A 15,557-nucleotide genomic window follows, 5' to 3' on the forward strand; every position below is an offset into this window, starting at 1 on the left:
GATTTGGTTACCAGAACCAGCCCCCGCTGGAGAGCTGATCCTTGCATTGTCGATACTGGGCGCCGTAGCGCTGGGCGCGAGCCTCTACCTTGCGGGAGGTCTTCATCAACCACCCCTTGCTGCGGTAGCTGCCACGCCGGTAGCCACCCCACCCTTCGTGATAGTTGAGATACTGGCCATAGGCATCCCACTTGGAGGTGCCGTTCAGCCGCTGGGCCTTGTTAGTGTACCAGCCCATAAAATCGATGGCGTCGGCAAAGTCGTCGCGGCTGCTCCAGCCGTTGCCGGTTTCCCGCTGGTAATCGTCCCAGGTTTCATCTTTCACCTGGGCATAACCATAAGCGGAACTGGCCCGCCCGGTCGGGATGAAGAGGAAGTACCCCATCGGCGGCTGGGCGTCATGCACGAAGGAGGACTCCTGATACATCATGGCCATCACCACCTGGATCGGTGTGCCCCACTTCTCGTTCATCTTGAGTGCCGCCTTGTGCCACTCGGGTTTTTCCCTAAAGATCTGGCACAGATTTTCCGGCTGGGCCGGCGGCCGGGTACTACATGCGGTCAGGCCAGCCAGCAGGCCGGCCACCGCAGCGAGGCGCATCCATGACATCAGCCGTGTTGCATCTTCGTTCTCTTGAGCGTTACGAGGCACATGCATCACATCAAATCGCGTCTTCGTTCTCTTCGCCGGTACGAATACGAATGACACGTTCCACCTCGCAGACGAAAATCTTGCCGTCACCTATCTTGCCGGTGCGGGCTGTGTTCTGGATGGCTTCCAGGCAGGCATCGAGGTCCTCGTCCTGCACCACCAGCTCCACCTTTACCTTCGGCAGGAAATCCACCATGTATTCGGCACCGCGATAGAGCTCGGTATGGCCCTTCTGGCGGCCGAAGCCTTTGACTTCGGATACCGTCATGCCGTTGATGCCGATCTCGGCCAGGGCCTCGCGTACATCGTCCAGCTTGAACGGTTTGATGATGGCTTCAATCTTCTTCATGGTGACTCCTTACCAGTTCTGTTTGCCAAACCCGGATGTGATGGGGTAACGGCGATCCTTACCAAAGTTGCGGGCCGTGATACGGGGCCCGACGGCGGCCTGACGGCGCTTGTATTCGTTGAGATCCACCAAGCGGATCACCTTGCGTACCACGGCCTCCTCGAATCCCTCTGCCACCAGATCGGCGACCGAGGCATCCTCTTCCACGTAGCGCTTGAGGATGGCATCCAGGATGTCGTAGGGGGGCAGGCTGTCCTGATCCACCTGGTCTGGCGCCAGCTCTGCCGAAGGGGGACGGTCGATGACCCGCTGCGGGATCACGTAATCGACCGAGTTGCGATATTCGCACAATTTGAAGACCAGCGTCTTGGGCACATCTTTCAGCACGTCGAAACCGCCCGCCATGTCACCATACAGGGTGGCATAGCCCACGGCCATCTCGCTCTTGTTGCCGGTGGTCAGCACTATGCGCCGGCGCTTGTTGGAGAGTGCCATCAAGAGCACGCCGCGACAGCGAGCCTGCAGGTTCTCTTCCGTGGTATCCCGGGCGGTTCCGGCAAACAGCGGCTCCAGCTGGGTCATGAAACCTTCGAACATGGGCTCGATGGAGATGATGTCGAACTCGACACCCATCCGCTCGGCCTGCTCCTTGGCATCCTCCACACTCATCTGGGCCGTGTAACGGAACGGCATCATCACCGCCTGCACCTTGTCCGCCCCGATGGCGTCGGCCGCTATGGCCAGGGTCAGGGCGGAATCGATACCACCGGACAGACCCAGCACGGCGCCCTGGAAACCGTTTTTGGTGATGTAATCACGCACCGCCAGCACCAGTGCCTGATAGGTCTCGGCCAAGGGGTCGAGCGACGTGGCAGGCTCCCGTTCTTTCAGCGGCTGCCCGGCGGCAAAACGCACCAGGGCAAGCTCTTCGGCGAAGGGGGCCAGCTTGTGTGTCAGCTCGCCTCGACCGTCGAACACCTTGGAACAACCGTCGAAGATCAGCTCGTCCTGGCCACACACCTGGTTGAGATAGACCAGCGGCAAACCTGTCTGGTGACAGCGGGTCGTCATCAGCTCATGGCGGATCCAGGGTTTCTCCTGATCGTAGGGCGAGGCATTGATGGTGAGCAGCAGCTCGGCGCCTGCGGCCTTGGCGGCCAGCGCCGGGCCCGGTTGCCACAGGTCTTCGCAGATGAGCAATCCCAGCTGATGGCCACGGAAGGGCACCACGCAGCTATCAGTGCCTGCGGTGAAGTAGCGTTTCTCGTCAAATACCCCGTAGTTGGGCAGATCCTGCTTGAAGTAACGGGCGATCAGCTTGCCCTGCTCATAGAGAGAGGCCGCATTATAGAGCGAAGCCCCCTCACGCCAGGGGTGACCCACCAGAATGGCACAGTTGCCCTGCCAGGCCGCGATACGAGCCAGCGCAGCATCGACCCGGATCATCAGATCGGCACGCAGCAGCAGATCCTCCGGCGGGTAGCCGGTCAGGGCCAGCTCGGAACACACCAGCAGATCAGCGCCTTGCTGCTCGGCCTGGGCGGCCGCAGCCAGCACCTTGTCACAGTTATCTTCGATGGCGCCTACCGTCAGATTCAACTGGGCAAGCATCAGGGAGAGGGCTTTTGCCATGGCGATGCATCTTAAAATCGAAAATGATGGGGAATGATAAAGAAAAGGGGGGCAATCTGCCAGTTCAAGTCAGGAGTTCAGTGTGACAGCAGCCCATGGGGGAGATAAGCTGTAGAGAGTCATGGAACGACATATTCAGGTTCATATGAAAAATAACGGATTTACCCTGCTAGAACTGATGATCACGATTTCATTACTGGTTATTCTTCTTGGGATAGGTATCCCCTCCCTCAAGAGCCTACTCAATAGCAACAGCCTGTCATTTCAATCACAAATGCTGTTAAAACATATGAGATTTGCGCGCTCCCAAGCGATTGACAATCAACAAACTGTAACAGCTTGTTTAGCTGACGCATCAAATAAATGTGTGCAAAATAATCCGGCCTACTATCTCGTCTTCATCGACAGTAATAACAACAATGAACTTAATTCTGGAGAAACACTACTATCACGTAGCCAGCAGTTGACTGATGGGATCACTGCGACAGCAAACAGAATTTCCACAACTTACAGTTTGGATGGCACTAGCATCGGCACCAATGCCACCCTTTCTCTATGTGAAACAGGACAACCTCAGATAAACCTTGTCACCGCCCAATCAGGGCGCAGCTCCAGCTCACCTCAAGCGAATGTATGCCCATGAACACTAACGAGGCTGTATTTTTTCTTGGTGTAATGCCGCATCCAAGCTAAATGGACTACTTACAGCAACACATTCCAAGACCTCCTTTACCTTACTTATCTGCCCATTATATTCAAAGCCTTTCTTTTTAAAGTGCTTATAAACCTCCGATTGATTACTACCTTCCATAGAACTCTGCAAAATCACCTTGTGTCCATTATCCAATTCTACATAGCACTTTATATCAGTGGCCATGACCGAGAAGGATAAAAAAAGTAAGAATAATCCATACAAGGCATTCATTACTGCACTCCTTCATATAAATATATTTTCTTGGGTGCCATGTCCATTTCAGCCTCATCAGCACCTTGAGAACATTCCCCCTCTGCGGTACAACGCTCGGGCTCACCATTACCTTCATCTTTGAGGATAACCTCTTCGCCTGGAGCGCCACCAATAATACGCACTTTGGAATCATCACCAGCATGAACAACAAGGTCGTCTGCAACTTTATTGTTAACCTCTACATAACGCACTGGGGTTTCATTTCCATCTTGGTCGACAACATACCTGAATGTAGTACCATAATGCATATCAATCATATACTGACGCATAGCACCTATCGATTGGATCGTACACTCTTGAAATGACTGAACCTGAGGTAAGAATGAAGTAAAGTAAAGCTTCCCTTGTAATACAACACCAGCACCCATGGATTTCTCTCCAGATTCATTTAACCAGTAAACCCATCCCTTTTTACCAGTTATTGCAGCTCTCACATTTAATATTTCAGAATCAGTAGTCGTACCAACAAAAGGATCATTGGTCACATCATAGAGATCAGAAATAACTAATGCAGCCGGGGTATTAGTTTTATAATCTTTGGCCACAACATTATAATCTCTCAGCATGAAATAGGCATTCTTAACAGTAGACTCAGAGGATGGCCTGTTACGATCTCCACTGCCAATCAGTACGGCATCAAATGGGCGTTCCTTATACGTATACTGATCCATTCCATTTACTATCGTTCGTGTCACTTCCTTGTTGATGGTACGAACAATGACCGGCTGAGTGAAAAACCGGCGATCTGCACTCTGTACAGAGTCAGAACCTAAGCTAGCAAACTTGAAAGCACTCCAGTCAGCCTTGTTGGCAGAAGGAAGATCTACCCGCCAGATATTACCACCAGTATCTCCAGCATAAATTCTATCTATTTTTCCATCACCATCACTATCCAACGTAGCGACAGTACCAGGCATGCTATCTGCCATTGCAGGCATGTTCAGATTTGTCGTGGAGCCCGAAGCAGGAGTTACACTGAAAATCAAAGATCCAGTGTTGGCATTTACCATATATATGCCTGAACCCGAGCCATCACTCACTCCCAAACCGATACTACTTTTGTTGATATCATAACCCCCAGCAAAGATCAGAACAGGATCAGTAATACCGGGAACAAAAGCAACTTCTGGTACCGACCAAGTTTGCCCTAACTGGCTAAAACCAGTAGTCTGACTATTGATGCTCCACTTTAAAGCTGGCACATCTGGGCTTGATATATTGAAAGCGTAGTAACTCTTCCCTCCTCCTCGCAACCCCATAAATAGCCAAGCAAAGTCCCCCTCAGAAGACTTAATAATACCATTCTTATTCGCATCCTTAATTAAGGCGACGGGTGATGAATCAACTCCATAGATATGACTTGACGATTCCACATTTTTTCTGAGATCTTGCTGATTTGCCATGAATTCATATGGAATGACAGCCCAGCTTTCATCAATACTCACGCCTGAGTCTTTGAACATATGTAAGAAACCAGCGTTAGTCCCCATAAGAATTCTCAAATCGGGGCTGTCATTTAGATTACCTGAGGGTGGACCATAGTTAATAACAAGTGGCCGAGAGTGCAACGGATCACCAAGAATAAAACGGCGAATCGTCGTCGTCGTATCGAAATCCTCATCGTCAACATCAACCCCACGAGCCCAGTTAATCAATGTATCTGCCTCTGTTGAGTCAGCCACTTGCAGATGAGTATTCAGTGCAGAGGCATTGCCTGCAATGCTTTCCAGATTAGTTCGATTAAGAGCATCCAGTCTAACTTGAGAATTGTTGATAACATATAAATTTCTTGAAGATTTCTCTGCCAGCATAGCTTGCGCCCCCCCCTTAACCACAACATTCCCATCACGTTCATCTGACCAATAGGTTTGAGCACTCTCAATAATTGTCCCATCAGTTTTTATTGCAGGTAGATCATTGATATCTACAACATATCCTTTATTTGAAAATATAAGTTTTTTAAGATTACCTTTCCAACGCGGGCCTGAATCAGGCTCGAACATAGCATAGTAGATATTGTTTAGGCTACGCGTGCGATCAAAGTTATTAGTTGCAATAGCTGGAGAAACTAGCGACGTATTAATCCGTAAAATCGCTAATAAAGATGATTTGAGAGCCTGAGTTAATGCAGTTGAATCTGTCGCAGGATAATAAGTTCCACCACCACGTCGGGCAGTCTCAGCCAACAGATTTCCAGCTCCGCTGACGGCGTCATCACCAAACCCTACAGTAAAAGTAGTAACGGTTTGTACTCCTGGCGAACCACCATTAACATCCTTGTGTTTCATATACCCGGCAAGAGCAGCTAAATAGCTTTTACTTCCACTGGATCCATAACCAACCGTCGTACCATAAGCCGCTTTTTCATCGCTGCTAAGAGTATTAATAAGACCTTGAACTAATGTATTTGCTGCTGTATCTTGTGTTGGTTCACCATCCGTAATATAAATAACATATCCATTATTAGAGCACTTGTCATAAGGTGACTTATAGGTTCCTACAGGATTTTCAGCTAAGGTATCTCTTGCTGGCGTACGTGAACTATCATCATCACCATAAAAAACACTCTGACCACCAAAGAAACGATATGCTTCATATAATGTCTCACATAATGGAGTGTTTGTTTCAGCGCCGAGACTATCTATTGTTGACAATATATTTTTTTCCGCTGTAACCCCTCCCCCCATATCTTCATCATTACTCAGTATCCGTCTAACTACACGCCCACCATTTTTTCCACCATTACTATCATTGTAGTTATATACAGCCAATCCAAAATCGACGCCTGGAGTTGACGAAATGATTCCCTTTACCGCATCCTTGGCAATTTTTAGGCGGGACTGAACGCTATAACCTGTAGGACCATAATACCAGCGAAGATAGTTAGCAGAGTACAGCGTCACGCTAGTATTACTACCCGAAGCTGCATTGGCAACATTGGCTGTATAGTACCAAGAGCCTGAATTATTGGCTGTTTTATTTATAGGGTAGCCAGTAGTAACGCTTCCTACTGGTAAAGTCCCAGTAAATGGGTTAGCTGTATTTCTAACTGTAATGTCTTGTTTGCAGTCAACCAAATACATTTCACTTTCAACATAAGGAGAAACTGAAACCCAAGAGCCCTGCCGTGGCACACCACTATTATTAAAGCTTGAAAACAAATAACTCCAAACCTGAGATTGAAAATAACCTATATTGCTCAGTGGAGTTTTTGATGAAGCGCAGGCATTTATTTTATCAGGAAATCGTTTCGTACTAGTGATAGAAGGGACAGTGCCATCCGTAGAGTAATATATGTATTTTTTAGTATTGGCAGTATCAGGATCACGGTTTAATGCAGCATAAGTTGTCAGAGGGTTATATTCCTCTTTCACTACCTCCATGGTTTCACTCATACTACCAGAGTTATCAAAAATAATAAGAATCTTTGGCCTAAAATCACCAGCCTTTGAGAAGTCATAGATAAAAAGTTCTGTATCATCAGAGTAACTATTTGCAGCAATAGCCGGTATGACCGCTATCAGGAAAAAAAACAATGATGTGCATATATGTTTAAGCATATCCTATGCTCCTTATTCAGATTTGAGCAATGGTTGCTCAACACCTGCAATCCAACTCAAAGGACGGGCATTCTTTCCATAATTAACACCCGCTTGCATCTCAATATAACGGCAGGAAGGGATCACATTCTGACTACTAGCATTAAATTTACGCTTGCATACTGTTTCCGCACGTCGTGTCATATTAACGGTTGTAGCAATATTGTTGCCAGATACACTCAAGGCCGCACTAGCACCCATTGTTGAAATACGAGTAGATAGACCAGTTTGCTGCAAAGCATTCTCAATTATTCCTTCCACTTGATGCTCTGCTTTCTGAAAACTGGCAGAAGCCCCTGCCATTCTCAAATCAATACCGCTAGATTGCATTACAACGACAGCAATCAGTGTTAAGGGTACTAAAATAACCAGTGCTACAATCAATGCAATTCCATCTATAGACTTCATTTTCCACCTCCCGCGATCACCGCCGGATTACGAATAGCTACACTACTTTCCAACAGTAATCGGCGAAAACCATCATTCCCCCCAGAGATTGATATATTACCTACTTGATACGTATTGTTATTTTTATATTTACTAGAGGCCTGTAGAGATCGAACCAAAATGAATACTCTGGCAGAGATAACTCGCCCCTCATTCCATTCTTGTGCCGATACATTGGTAGTTCCAACATATTTATCAATCTGACCATCTTGAACAAGAGTTGTGTCTACACCATACAAAACAACTATATATTCAATACCTTCTGCCACTGGCCCCGTGATCAAAACAGAACCGCCATTTGCAGTCAACATCCTCTTGCGTAGCTCTGGAATACCTGTTGTACCAAGTGCAAGATAATAAATATAATGTTGATACTCCCATATTTGCCGAGTCGGCATTGCAGCTTCCGTCGGGGCAACTTCATTTCCACGAAATATATAGGCAGCTTGAGTCGTTGTGGCCATGTAAAATCTATTGGTATCAAAGCCGCTCACTAAGGGTTGACCGATCAATCGTTTGATACTGATAACATCTGAATTAGCAATCCGTGAGACTGCGGTAATACATGAAAAACCACTCATGCTTTTACTGGCATCAACCCGCCCCACCCAAAGTGCACGAGTGACCGTCGCAGTAGAAGGAAGACTTCCCTCCCCTCTCTCATCAATACAATCACTGGTAGTAGAAACAACAGCACCAGTGCTCAAACTGACACCGACATCTCTCTGCATAGGCATGCCAGTATAATCCCCCCAAAAACCAGCCCAACGAAGGTCCTGAGTAACAAGACGCATAGCTAAACGGCCATTCTCCTGTAGCTCACTCTGATCGAATACATCTTCTGTCGTTGCCCTAGACGCAACAAACACACTTAAAACACCACCCAAAAGAAAGATCCCAATAACCATGGCAATCAACCATTCAACGAGTGTAAATCCTCTGGTGTTCATAGTGTGGTCTCCAACATGTAATAATGCCGAGACTGAATCAAGGTATTACCAAAACCACATAGATTACGAATATTGTTAGAGATGGCGGAAGTACCATCTGATAATGCCTCTCGGCCTTGCCATGTTAATACCACGGTCATTGCGTTATTATTACCACGAATAATACAACCTAAAGGGTTTTGCATTGAAGATGAGGATCCTGATACACCGACACCCAATAATGATTGCTGCCAATTGAACATATCTAAGGTAAATAGATCGCTTTGACTACAACTAACCATGGTGCCATCCACATTGCCGCAATTAGGTTTATTAATAGCTGATCCTGCACTTACCATCCAAGCTTGTGTACTCTGCAACTCCCAGACGGAACGATTGATCCTTGCTCGTTCTACGATATCAGTGGCTAGCCAACTGGCTATTGTTCTCTGTCGAGCCTCATAGCCAGAAAATTTCGAGGTAGTCTGCAAGGCGACCAAGCCCAGCAAGCCAAATGAGAGCACCACAGCCGCTATCATCACTTCCAGCAGACTGAATCCGGTTCTGGGTGGGGCAATATGTGGCATCATAAGCTAGTCCCAGCAATCATTGTTGGCGCTGTTACTGATGTTCTGCGCACTTTTTGTACCATTCTGATCGATGGAGAAAATGATGCAGTCCTGATCTGAGCCCTGAGCGCCAGAGGCCGTTGCAGACAAGGTATAAGTGTTGTTGGCTGCAGAAATGACCAGATGATAAAATCCAGAATCAGAGTTCTCAGAAATATTGAGAGCAGCCGCTGAAGAGGCATACTGGTTGAAATCCATAAAGTAGGTTTCCTGCCGGTTGGCAGCGTCCAGCAACATCTTTTTGGCATCAACACGGTGACTGGTCAGCAGGTACTGCTGATAAGAGGGATAAGCGATGGTGCCAAGAATCGCGACTATAGCGACGACAATCATCAGCTCAACAAGAGAGAAGCCTCGAAAGAACCCAATCATATCCAATCCTTGGTGATTGACGGCTTTACAAGTTTAACGCCGAGCCTGTCACCACGACAAACTCGGCGTCAATATCATCATACTTTATTCTTAAGCCTTCCTGGCTGCACTCAAATAATTCTAAGCTCGGGCGGCACTTCAAACACCACGTTCTCTTCGCGACCTGGGTGCTCGACAACCATATTGCCGCCCAGCTCGCGCAGACGGGCGATAACGTTCTGCACCAGCACGTCCGGTGCCGAGGCGCCAGCCGTTACCCCGATGCGCTCGACCCCCTCCAGCCAGCCGGTTTCGATCATGGAGGCATCGTCGATCAGGTAGGCACGAGCCCCCACCTTCTCGGCCAGCTCGCGCAGACGGTTGGAGTTGGAAGAGTTGCGTGACCCGACCACCAGCATGGCGTCCACCAGCCCCGCCATCTCCCGCACCGCATCCTGGCGGTTCTGGGTGGCGTAACAGATATCGTCCTTGCGTGGCCCCTGGATCTTGGGGAACTGCTTGCGCAGGGCGTCGATCACATCCGAGGTTTCATCCACACTCAGGGTAGTCTGGGTGACGAAGCAGAGATCATCCGGATTCTTCACCTGGAGTTTGGCCACATCGTCCGGCGTTTCCACCAGATACATGCCGCCTTCGCGGTTCTCGTACTGGCCCATGGTGCCGATCACCTCGGGGTGACCCGCGTGACCGATGAGCACGGCTTCGGAGCCCTTGCGACTGGCGCGATGGACTTCCATGTGTACCTTGGTCACCAGCGGGCAGGTGGCATCAAACACCTTGAGGGCACGGGATTTGGCCATCTCGCGCACCGTCTTGGCCACGCCGTGGGCGGAGAAGATGACGATACTGTCGTCCGGCACCTCGTCCAGCTCCTCGACGAACACGGCGCCCGCCTCTTTCAGCTTGTTCACCACATAGCGGTTGTGCACCACTTCGTGACGGACATAGATGGGAGCACCGAACTTCTCCAGCGCGCTCTCGACTATGCTGATGGCGCGATCGACACCGGCGCAGAAACCGCGAGGATTCGCGAGCAGAATATCCATCAGTGAACCTCTTCCTCGTCATCAACGCCCAGGATCTCCACCTCGAAGGTGACGGTATGACCGGCCAGGGGGTGGTTGAAATCGACCGTCACCGACATGCCTTCCACCGCCCGTATGATGCCGGGCAGCTCGCTGCCATTGGGCTGGTCGAACAGTATGATGGTGCCGACCTTGGGCTCCACCTCGGCGCCGAACTTGGCTCGGTCCAGATGGTAGATGTTGTCGGGATTGGCGAGGCCGAACGCCTGCTCCGGCGCCAGCGTGAAGCTCTTGGCATCACCCTGTTGCAGACCCAGCAGGCACTGCTCGAAGGTGTTGGTCAGGCTGCCATCGCCCATCCGCAGGCGGGCCGGTTTGCCGTGCAGCGCAGTGCTGTCTGCAACCGAGCCATCTTCCAGCTTGATGGCGAAGTGGAACAGCACGCTGCTGTTGGCCGTAATTTCGGCGGCGATAGGCTGACTCATGCCACCTCCCTCTTCTTCTCGGAACGGAAGCCTTCCAGCACTATCATGGCGGCGCCGATGAAGATGAAGCTGTCGGCCAGGTTGAACGCCGGCCAATGGGAGCGCTGCCAGTAAAAGTCGAGGAAGTCGACCACGTGGCCAAGCACCAGCCGATCAAACACGTTGCCAAGGGCCCCGCCTATGATCAGGGAGTAGGCGATGCCGCTCCAGCGCTGGGTAACCGACTGCTTGCGCAGCCAGTGGATCAGCAGCCCGCAGATGGCAAACGCCAGTACGGCGAAGAACCAGCGCTGCCAGCCCCCCTGATCGGCCAGGAAGCTGAACGCAGCGCCCTTGTTGTAGACGTGCACCAGATTGAAGAAGGGGGTGATCTCCACCCCCGGATAGCCAAACGGCAGCAGCTTGACCACGGCGAGCTTGCTCGCCTGGTCCAGTACGAATGCCAGCACCGCCAGCCACAGCCAACGCAGGCCGCTCTTGTTATGAGTCATGTTCATCAGGCAAATTGACGTGTTTCGCCGTCACCCTCGACGTTGGTGACGCAGCGGCCACAGATCTCTTCGTGACCGGCTATGGTGCCCACGTCTTCCACATGGTGCCAGCAGCGGTCGCACTTGGCGGCGGCGGACTGGGCCACGCTCAGCCAGAGGTCATCGCGCTCGGTCGCAACGGAACCTTCCGGTGCACTGTCAGCGATCACGACCTTGGCCTTGGAGGTGAGCAGCACGAAGCGCAGCTCGTCGGCCAGGGCATTCAGGCGCTCGGCCAGCGCAGGCTTGGCAAACAGGGTCAGTTCGGCCTGCAGGGAGCCGCCGATGCGCTTCTCGCCACGGGCCGCTTCCAGCGCCTTGTTCACTTCACCACGCACGGTCAGGATCTCGGCCCAGAAGGCATCGCCCATCTGCTCGCCGGCATCCAGCCCGAACAGGCCGTCATACCACTCCTCGGTGAACACGAACTCGCTGCGCTCACCTGGCAGCAGGGCCCAGATCTCATCGGCGGTGAAGCTCATGATGGGCGCCATCCAGCGCACCATGGCTTCCACAATGTGATACAGAGCGGTCTGGCAGGAGCGACGAGCCAGGCTGTCTGCCTTGGCGGTGTACTGACGATCCTTGATGACGTCCAGGTAGAAGGAACCCATCTCGATGGAGCAGAACTGCATCAGCTTCTGGGTCACGCCGTGGAAGTTGTACTCGTCGAATGCCGCCACTATCTCGGCCTGTACCGCCTTGGCACGACCCACGGCCCAGCGATCCACCACCACCATGTCAGCCGGAGCCACCATGTCGGTCGCCGGATTGAAGCCGTTCAGGTTGGCCAGCAGGAAACGGGCTGTGTTGCGGATGCGGCGATAGGCATCGGCAGAGCGCTTGAGGATCTCGTCGGAGACAGTCATCTCGCCGGTGTAATCGGTACTGGCGACCCACAGACGCAGGATGTCGGCACCCAGCTTGTTCATCACGTCCTGCGGGCTGACCACGTTGCCAATGGACTTGGACATCTTGCGACCCTGACCATCCACGGTGAAGCCGTGAGTCAGCACCTGGTTGTAGGGCGCCTTGTCTTTCATGGCCACGCCGATCATCAGGGAGGACATGAACCAGCCACGGTGCTGGTCGGAACCTTCCAGATAGAGGTCGGCGGAGTGACCGTTGAACTCGGGACGGGCATCGACCACTGAGGAGTGGGTCGAACCTGAGTCAAACCAGACGTCCAGGGTGTCAGGCACCTTGTCGTACAGGTCGGCGTCGCTGCCCAGCAGCTCGGCCTTGTCCAGATCCCACCAGGCCTGGATGCCGGCCTGCTCGACCCGCTTGGCCACTTCATGCATCAGGCGCACGGATTCCGGGTGCAGTTGCTGAGTCTCCTTGTGAACGAACAGGGAGATGGGCACGCCCCAGGTACGCTGACGAGATATGCACCAGTCAGGACGGTTCTCGACCATGGCCTGGATGCGGTTCTTTCCCCAGGCCGGTACCCAGCCACTCTGGCCGTGCTGGGTGATCCCGTCTTTCTCGATGCGCTCTATCTCTTCCAGCGCACGCTGACGCAGACCCTTCTGTTCCATGCTGATGAACCACTGCGGAGTGGCACGGAAGATGATCGGGGTCTTGTGACGCCAGCAATGCGGGTAGGAGTGGTTGAACACCATGTGATGCAGCAGGGCGCCACGTTCGTTCAGTACCTCGACCACGGCCGCATTGGCCTTGAACACGTGCTGGCCGGCAAACAGTTCGGTATCCGGCAGGTAAACGCCGTTGCTGCCAACCGGGTTGGCCACTTCCAGACCGTACTTCTGACCGACCACAAAGTCTTCCTGACCGTGGCCAGGGGCGGTGTGAACGGCGCCGGTGCCGGCATCCAGGGTGACGTGATCACCCAGCACCACAGGCACGTCGAAGCGGTAGAAGGGGTGGTTGAAGCGCAGCAGCTCGAGCGCAGCACCCTTGGCATAACCCAGGTTGTGGAACTGCTCGATACCGGCGCGGTCCATCACGTCCTTGACCAGCTCGGCCGCCAGGATCAGGCGCTCCGGATGCTCGCCATCCACCTGCACCAGGGCATAGTCCAGATCGGCGTGCATGGCGACGCCGCGGTTGGCCGGCAGGGTCCAGGGGGTGGTGGTCCAGATCACCACAGAGAGCGGGCCCTTGCCGGTGTGGCCTTCGGGGCAGTCAAACTTGGCGGCAACGGCAGCCTCGTCAACGGCCTTGAAACGCACATCGATGGAGGGGGAGTTCTTGTCGTAGTACTCCACTTCAGCTTCAGCCAGCGCAGAACCACAGTCGGTACACCAGTGCACCGGCTTGGAGCCTTTGTGCAGGTGGCCGTTTTCGACGATCTTGGCCATGGAGCGAATGATGTTGGCTTCGGTGCCAAAATCCATGGTCAGGTAGGGATGTTCCCAGTCACCCAGCACACCCAGACGGATGAAGTCGGTTTTCTGCGCTTCGATCTGGGTCTTGGCATATTTGCGGCACTCGGCGCGGAACTCGGCGGCGGAAACCTTCTCGCCCGGCTTGCCAACCATGCCTTCCACTTTCAGCTCTATGGGCAGACCGTGGCAATCCCAGCCGGGCACATAGGGAGAATCGAAGCCGGAGAGGCCCTTGGACTTGATGATGACATCTTTCAGGATCTTGTTGACCGAGTGACCGATGTGAATGCTGCCGTTCGCGTAGGGAGGGCCATCATGCAGAATAAAGGAGGGCTTGCCCGCTTTGGCGCGGCGAATGGCGCCGTAAAGATCCTGATCGTACCAACGTTTCAGCATGTTGGGTTCGCGTTTGGCCAGATCGCCACGCATCGGAAACTCGGTTTCCGGAAGATTCAGGGTATGTTTATAGTCGCTCATCAGTCCTGGGTTCCCTTCTTTTCTAAAAGAGTGCTGGGTAAATTGAGTAGTGGCAGCCCGAACCAGGCTCGGGCCGCCAGGGCATCTCGTTCGATCTGCTCTTTCAAGGCGGTGAAAGAGGCAAACTTCTGCTCTTCGCGCAGCTTGTGGCGAAGCAGCACCTTGACCTGTTGACCATATAGATCGCCAGAAAAATCAAATAGATGTACTTCCAATCTGGCTTGTGTACCGCTCAAGGTCGGCCGTACACCCACATTGGCGACACCGGGGAAGGTCTTGCCGGAACATACCACTTCCACCGCGAACACGCCACCGACCGGGATCACCTGGCGTTTGAGCGCCAGATTGGCGGTGGGAAAACCTATGGTGCGGCCCAGCTTGTCACCGTGGGCCACCCGGCCGCTGATGGTATAGGGGCGGCCGAGCATCAGCTCCACCTCCGCCATCCGACCGGCTTTGAGGGCTTCGCGCACCAGGGTACTGCTGACCCGCTGGCGGGATAGCTGGAAACTCTGGGTGCTGATCACCTCGAAACCGAAGCGCTGCCCCGCCGCCTCCAGCAGCTGGAAGTCCCCTTGCCGCCCCTTGCCGAAGCGAAAATCATCTCCCACCACCAGATAGTGCACGCCTAGCTTCTCCACCAGCAGTTGCTCGATGAAGGTAGCGGCGGACTGCTCGGCGAAGCGATGGTTGAAACGCACGCAGAGCATGCGATCGAGCTGCATTCCCCTGAGCGCCTCGTACTTCTCCCGCAGCCGACTGAGGCGGGCAGGCGCTGCAGCCCCGGCAAACAGCTCAAGGGGCTGGGGCTCGAACAGCATGACGCAGGCGGGCAGACCGAGTTGGACGGCTTTTTCCTGCAGGCGTGCCAGCACGGCATGGTGACCCTGATGGACCCCATCAAAGTTGCCTATGGTCAATACACACCCCCGGTGACGGGGCTTGATATTGTGAATACCGCGAATAAGCTCCATCAGTGCCTTGTGCGTTGCTGCCATGGAAATCGGCGGATTATATAACAGGCAGCAGGCAGGGTCAGCCCTCATGGTCCGATTTCAGGCATCCTGGTCAAATTCCGAATGCCGAGCGCCATCAGAGCCACCCCCTGCAAGT

Annotated in this window: 15 protein-coding genes; 1 reads left to right on the plus strand and 14 read right to left on the minus strand. The window is 52.7% G+C overall.

Features of this window, described 5'->3' with window-relative positions:
- Positions 1-7: 7 nt before the first annotated feature.
- The 3 genes from CK910_RS01525 to CK910_RS01535 all read right to left on the minus strand — a co-directional run bounded on the left by CK910_RS01525 (position 8) and on the right by CK910_RS01535 (position 2,633).
- The gene (locus tag CK910_RS01525) at positions 8-601 is read right to left on the minus strand and encodes a transglycosylase SLT domain-containing protein (protein ID WP_276203889.1); all 594 of its coding nucleotides are present in this window, start codon (positions 599-601) and stop codon (positions 8-10) included.
- A 61-nt stretch (positions 602-662) separates the two neighbouring features.
- Positions 663-1,001, minus strand: a complete 339-nt coding sequence (gene glnB, locus CK910_RS01530; RefSeq protein ID WP_005308848.1) for a nitrogen regulatory protein P-II — start codon at positions 999-1,001, stop codon at positions 663-665.
- Between the two features lie 9 nt (positions 1,002-1,010).
- Positions 1,011-2,633 (minus strand): NAD+ synthase, encoded by a 1,623-nt coding sequence (locus CK910_RS01535; protein WP_098980772.1) that lies wholly within the window; start codon positions 2,631-2,633, stop codon positions 1,011-1,013.
- A gap of 121 nt (positions 2,634-2,754) precedes the next feature.
- On the opposite strand from CK910_RS01535, the gene CK910_RS01540 reads away from it, so the two are divergent.
- Positions 2,755-3,276 carry a GspH/FimT family pseudopilin gene (locus CK910_RS01540; RefSeq protein ID WP_253852790.1) on the plus strand — a complete coding sequence of 174 codons (522 nt, stop codon included), beginning with the start codon at positions 2,755-2,757 and terminating at the stop codon, positions 3,274-3,276.
- Positions 3,277-3,279: 3 nt separating this feature from the next.
- On the opposite strand, the gene CK910_RS01545 is transcribed toward CK910_RS01540, so the two are convergent.
- The 11 genes from CK910_RS01545 to ribF all read right to left on the minus strand — a co-directional run bounded on the left by CK910_RS01545 (position 3,280) and on the right by ribF (position 15,418).
- Positions 3,280-3,558: a TapY2 family type IVa secretion system protein gene (locus CK910_RS01545; protein WP_098980774.1), complete on the minus strand. Its 279-nt coding sequence runs from the start codon at positions 3,556-3,558 to the stop codon at positions 3,280-3,282.
- Entirely contained in the window at positions 3,558-7,160 is a 3,603-nt protein-coding gene (locus tag CK910_RS01550; protein WP_098980775.1) for a pilus assembly protein, read from the minus strand. The genes CK910_RS01545 and CK910_RS01550 overlap by 1 nt, the downstream gene beginning before the upstream one ends.
- 12 nt (positions 7,161-7,172) lie before the next feature.
- Positions 7,173-7,607 carry a pilus assembly PilX family protein gene (locus tag CK910_RS01555; protein WP_098980776.1) on the minus strand — a complete coding sequence of 145 codons (435 nt, stop codon included), beginning with the start codon at positions 7,605-7,607 and terminating at the stop codon, positions 7,173-7,175.
- On the minus strand, positions 7,604-8,596 hold the full coding sequence (locus CK910_RS01560; protein WP_098980777.1) for a PilW family protein: 993 nt from the start codon (positions 8,594-8,596) through the stop codon (positions 7,604-7,606). Before CK910_RS01560 ends, CK910_RS01555 begins: the two co-directional genes overlap by 4 nt.
- Positions 8,593-9,165 carry a type IV pilus modification protein PilV gene (gene pilV / locus CK910_RS01565; protein WP_290021784.1) on the minus strand — a complete coding sequence of 191 codons (573 nt, stop codon included), beginning with the start codon at positions 9,163-9,165 and terminating at the stop codon, positions 8,593-8,595. The genes CK910_RS01560 and pilV overlap by 4 nt, the downstream gene beginning before the upstream one ends.
- A 3-nt stretch (positions 9,166-9,168) precedes the next feature.
- Positions 9,169-9,576: a type IVa pilus pseudopilin TppA gene (tppA, locus tag CK910_RS01570; protein WP_098980778.1), complete on the minus strand. Its 408-nt coding sequence runs from the start codon at positions 9,574-9,576 to the stop codon at positions 9,169-9,171.
- Between the two features lie 110 nt (positions 9,577-9,686).
- Positions 9,687-10,622 carry a 4-hydroxy-3-methylbut-2-enyl diphosphate reductase gene (gene ispH / locus CK910_RS01575; RefSeq protein ID WP_098980779.1) on the minus strand — a complete coding sequence of 312 codons (936 nt, stop codon included), beginning with the start codon at positions 10,620-10,622 and terminating at the stop codon, positions 9,687-9,689.
- Positions 10,622-11,074: an FKBP-type peptidyl-prolyl cis-trans isomerase gene (fkpB, locus tag CK910_RS01580; RefSeq protein WP_216640194.1), complete on the minus strand. Its 453-nt coding sequence runs from the start codon at positions 11,072-11,074 to the stop codon at positions 10,622-10,624. Before fkpB ends, ispH begins: the two co-directional genes overlap by 1 nt.
- 8 nt (positions 11,075-11,082) lie before the next feature.
- Positions 11,083-11,583, minus strand: a complete 501-nt coding sequence (gene lspA, locus CK910_RS01585) for a signal peptidase II (RefSeq protein WP_043141560.1) — start codon at positions 11,581-11,583, stop codon at positions 11,083-11,085.
- A complete protein-coding gene (gene ileS, locus CK910_RS01590) occupies positions 11,583-14,444 on the minus strand; it encodes an isoleucine--tRNA ligase (protein WP_098980781.1) in 2,862 nt (953 codons plus the stop codon). Before ileS ends, lspA begins: the two co-directional genes overlap by 1 nt.
- Positions 14,444-15,418 carry a bifunctional riboflavin kinase/FAD synthetase gene (gene ribF / locus CK910_RS01595; protein ID WP_098980782.1) on the minus strand — a complete coding sequence of 325 codons (975 nt, stop codon included), beginning with the start codon at positions 15,416-15,418 and terminating at the stop codon, positions 14,444-14,446. Before ribF ends, ileS begins: the two co-directional genes overlap by 1 nt.
- Positions 15,419-15,557 lie beyond the last annotated feature (139 nt).

Source organism: Aeromonas sp. CA23 (assembly GCF_002587065.1).
In the GTDB taxonomy this organism is placed as follows: Bacteria; Pseudomonadota; Gammaproteobacteria; order Enterobacterales; family Aeromonadaceae; genus Aeromonas; species Aeromonas bestiarum.

Coding starts and splice junctions, on each gene's coding strand:
- lspA (WP_043141560.1), bottom strand. CDS start 11,583: ATGAACATGACTCATAACAAGAGCGGCCTGCGTTGGCTGTGGCTGGCG.
- glnB (WP_005308848.1), bottom strand. CDS start 1,001: ATGAAGAAGATTGAAGCCATCATCAAACCGTTCAAGCTGGACGATGTA.
- CK910_RS01545 (WP_098980774.1), bottom strand. CDS start 3,558: ATGAATGCCTTGTATGGATTATTCTTACTTTTTTTATCCTTCTCGGTC.
- ribF (WP_098980782.1), bottom strand. CDS start 15,418: ATGGAGCTTATTCGCGGTATTCACAATATCAAGCCCCGTCACCGGGGG.
- CK910_RS01550 (WP_098980775.1), bottom strand. CDS start 7,160: ATGCTTAAACATATATGCACATCATTGTTTTTTTTCCTGATAGCGGTC.
- CK910_RS01535 (WP_098980772.1), bottom strand. CDS start 2,633: ATGGCAAAAGCCCTCTCCCTGATGCTTGCCCAGTTGAATCTGACGGTA.
- tppA (WP_098980778.1), bottom strand. CDS start 9,576: ATGATTGGGTTCTTTCGAGGCTTCTCTCTTGTTGAGCTGATGATTGTC.
- pilV (WP_290021784.1), bottom strand. CDS start 9,165: ATGATGCCACATATTGCCCCACCCAGAACCGGATTCAGTCTGCTGGAA.
- ileS (WP_098980781.1), bottom strand. CDS start 14,444: ATGAGCGACTATAAACATACCCTGAATCTTCCGGAAACCGAGTTTCCG.
- CK910_RS01525 (WP_276203889.1), bottom strand. CDS start 601: ATGCGCCTCGCTGCGGTGGCCGGCCTGCTGGCTGGCCTGACCGCATGT.
- CK910_RS01540 (WP_253852790.1), top strand. CDS start 2,755: ATGGAACGACATATTCAGGTTCATATGAAAAATAACGGATTTACCCTG.
- CK910_RS01555 (WP_098980776.1), bottom strand. CDS start 7,607: ATGAAGTCTATAGATGGAATTGCATTGATTGTAGCACTGGTTATTTTA.
- CK910_RS01560 (WP_098980777.1), bottom strand. CDS start 8,596: ATGAACACCAGAGGATTTACACTCGTTGAATGGTTGATTGCCATGGTT.
- ispH (WP_098980779.1), bottom strand. CDS start 10,622: ATGGATATTCTGCTCGCGAATCCTCGCGGTTTCTGCGCCGGTGTCGAT.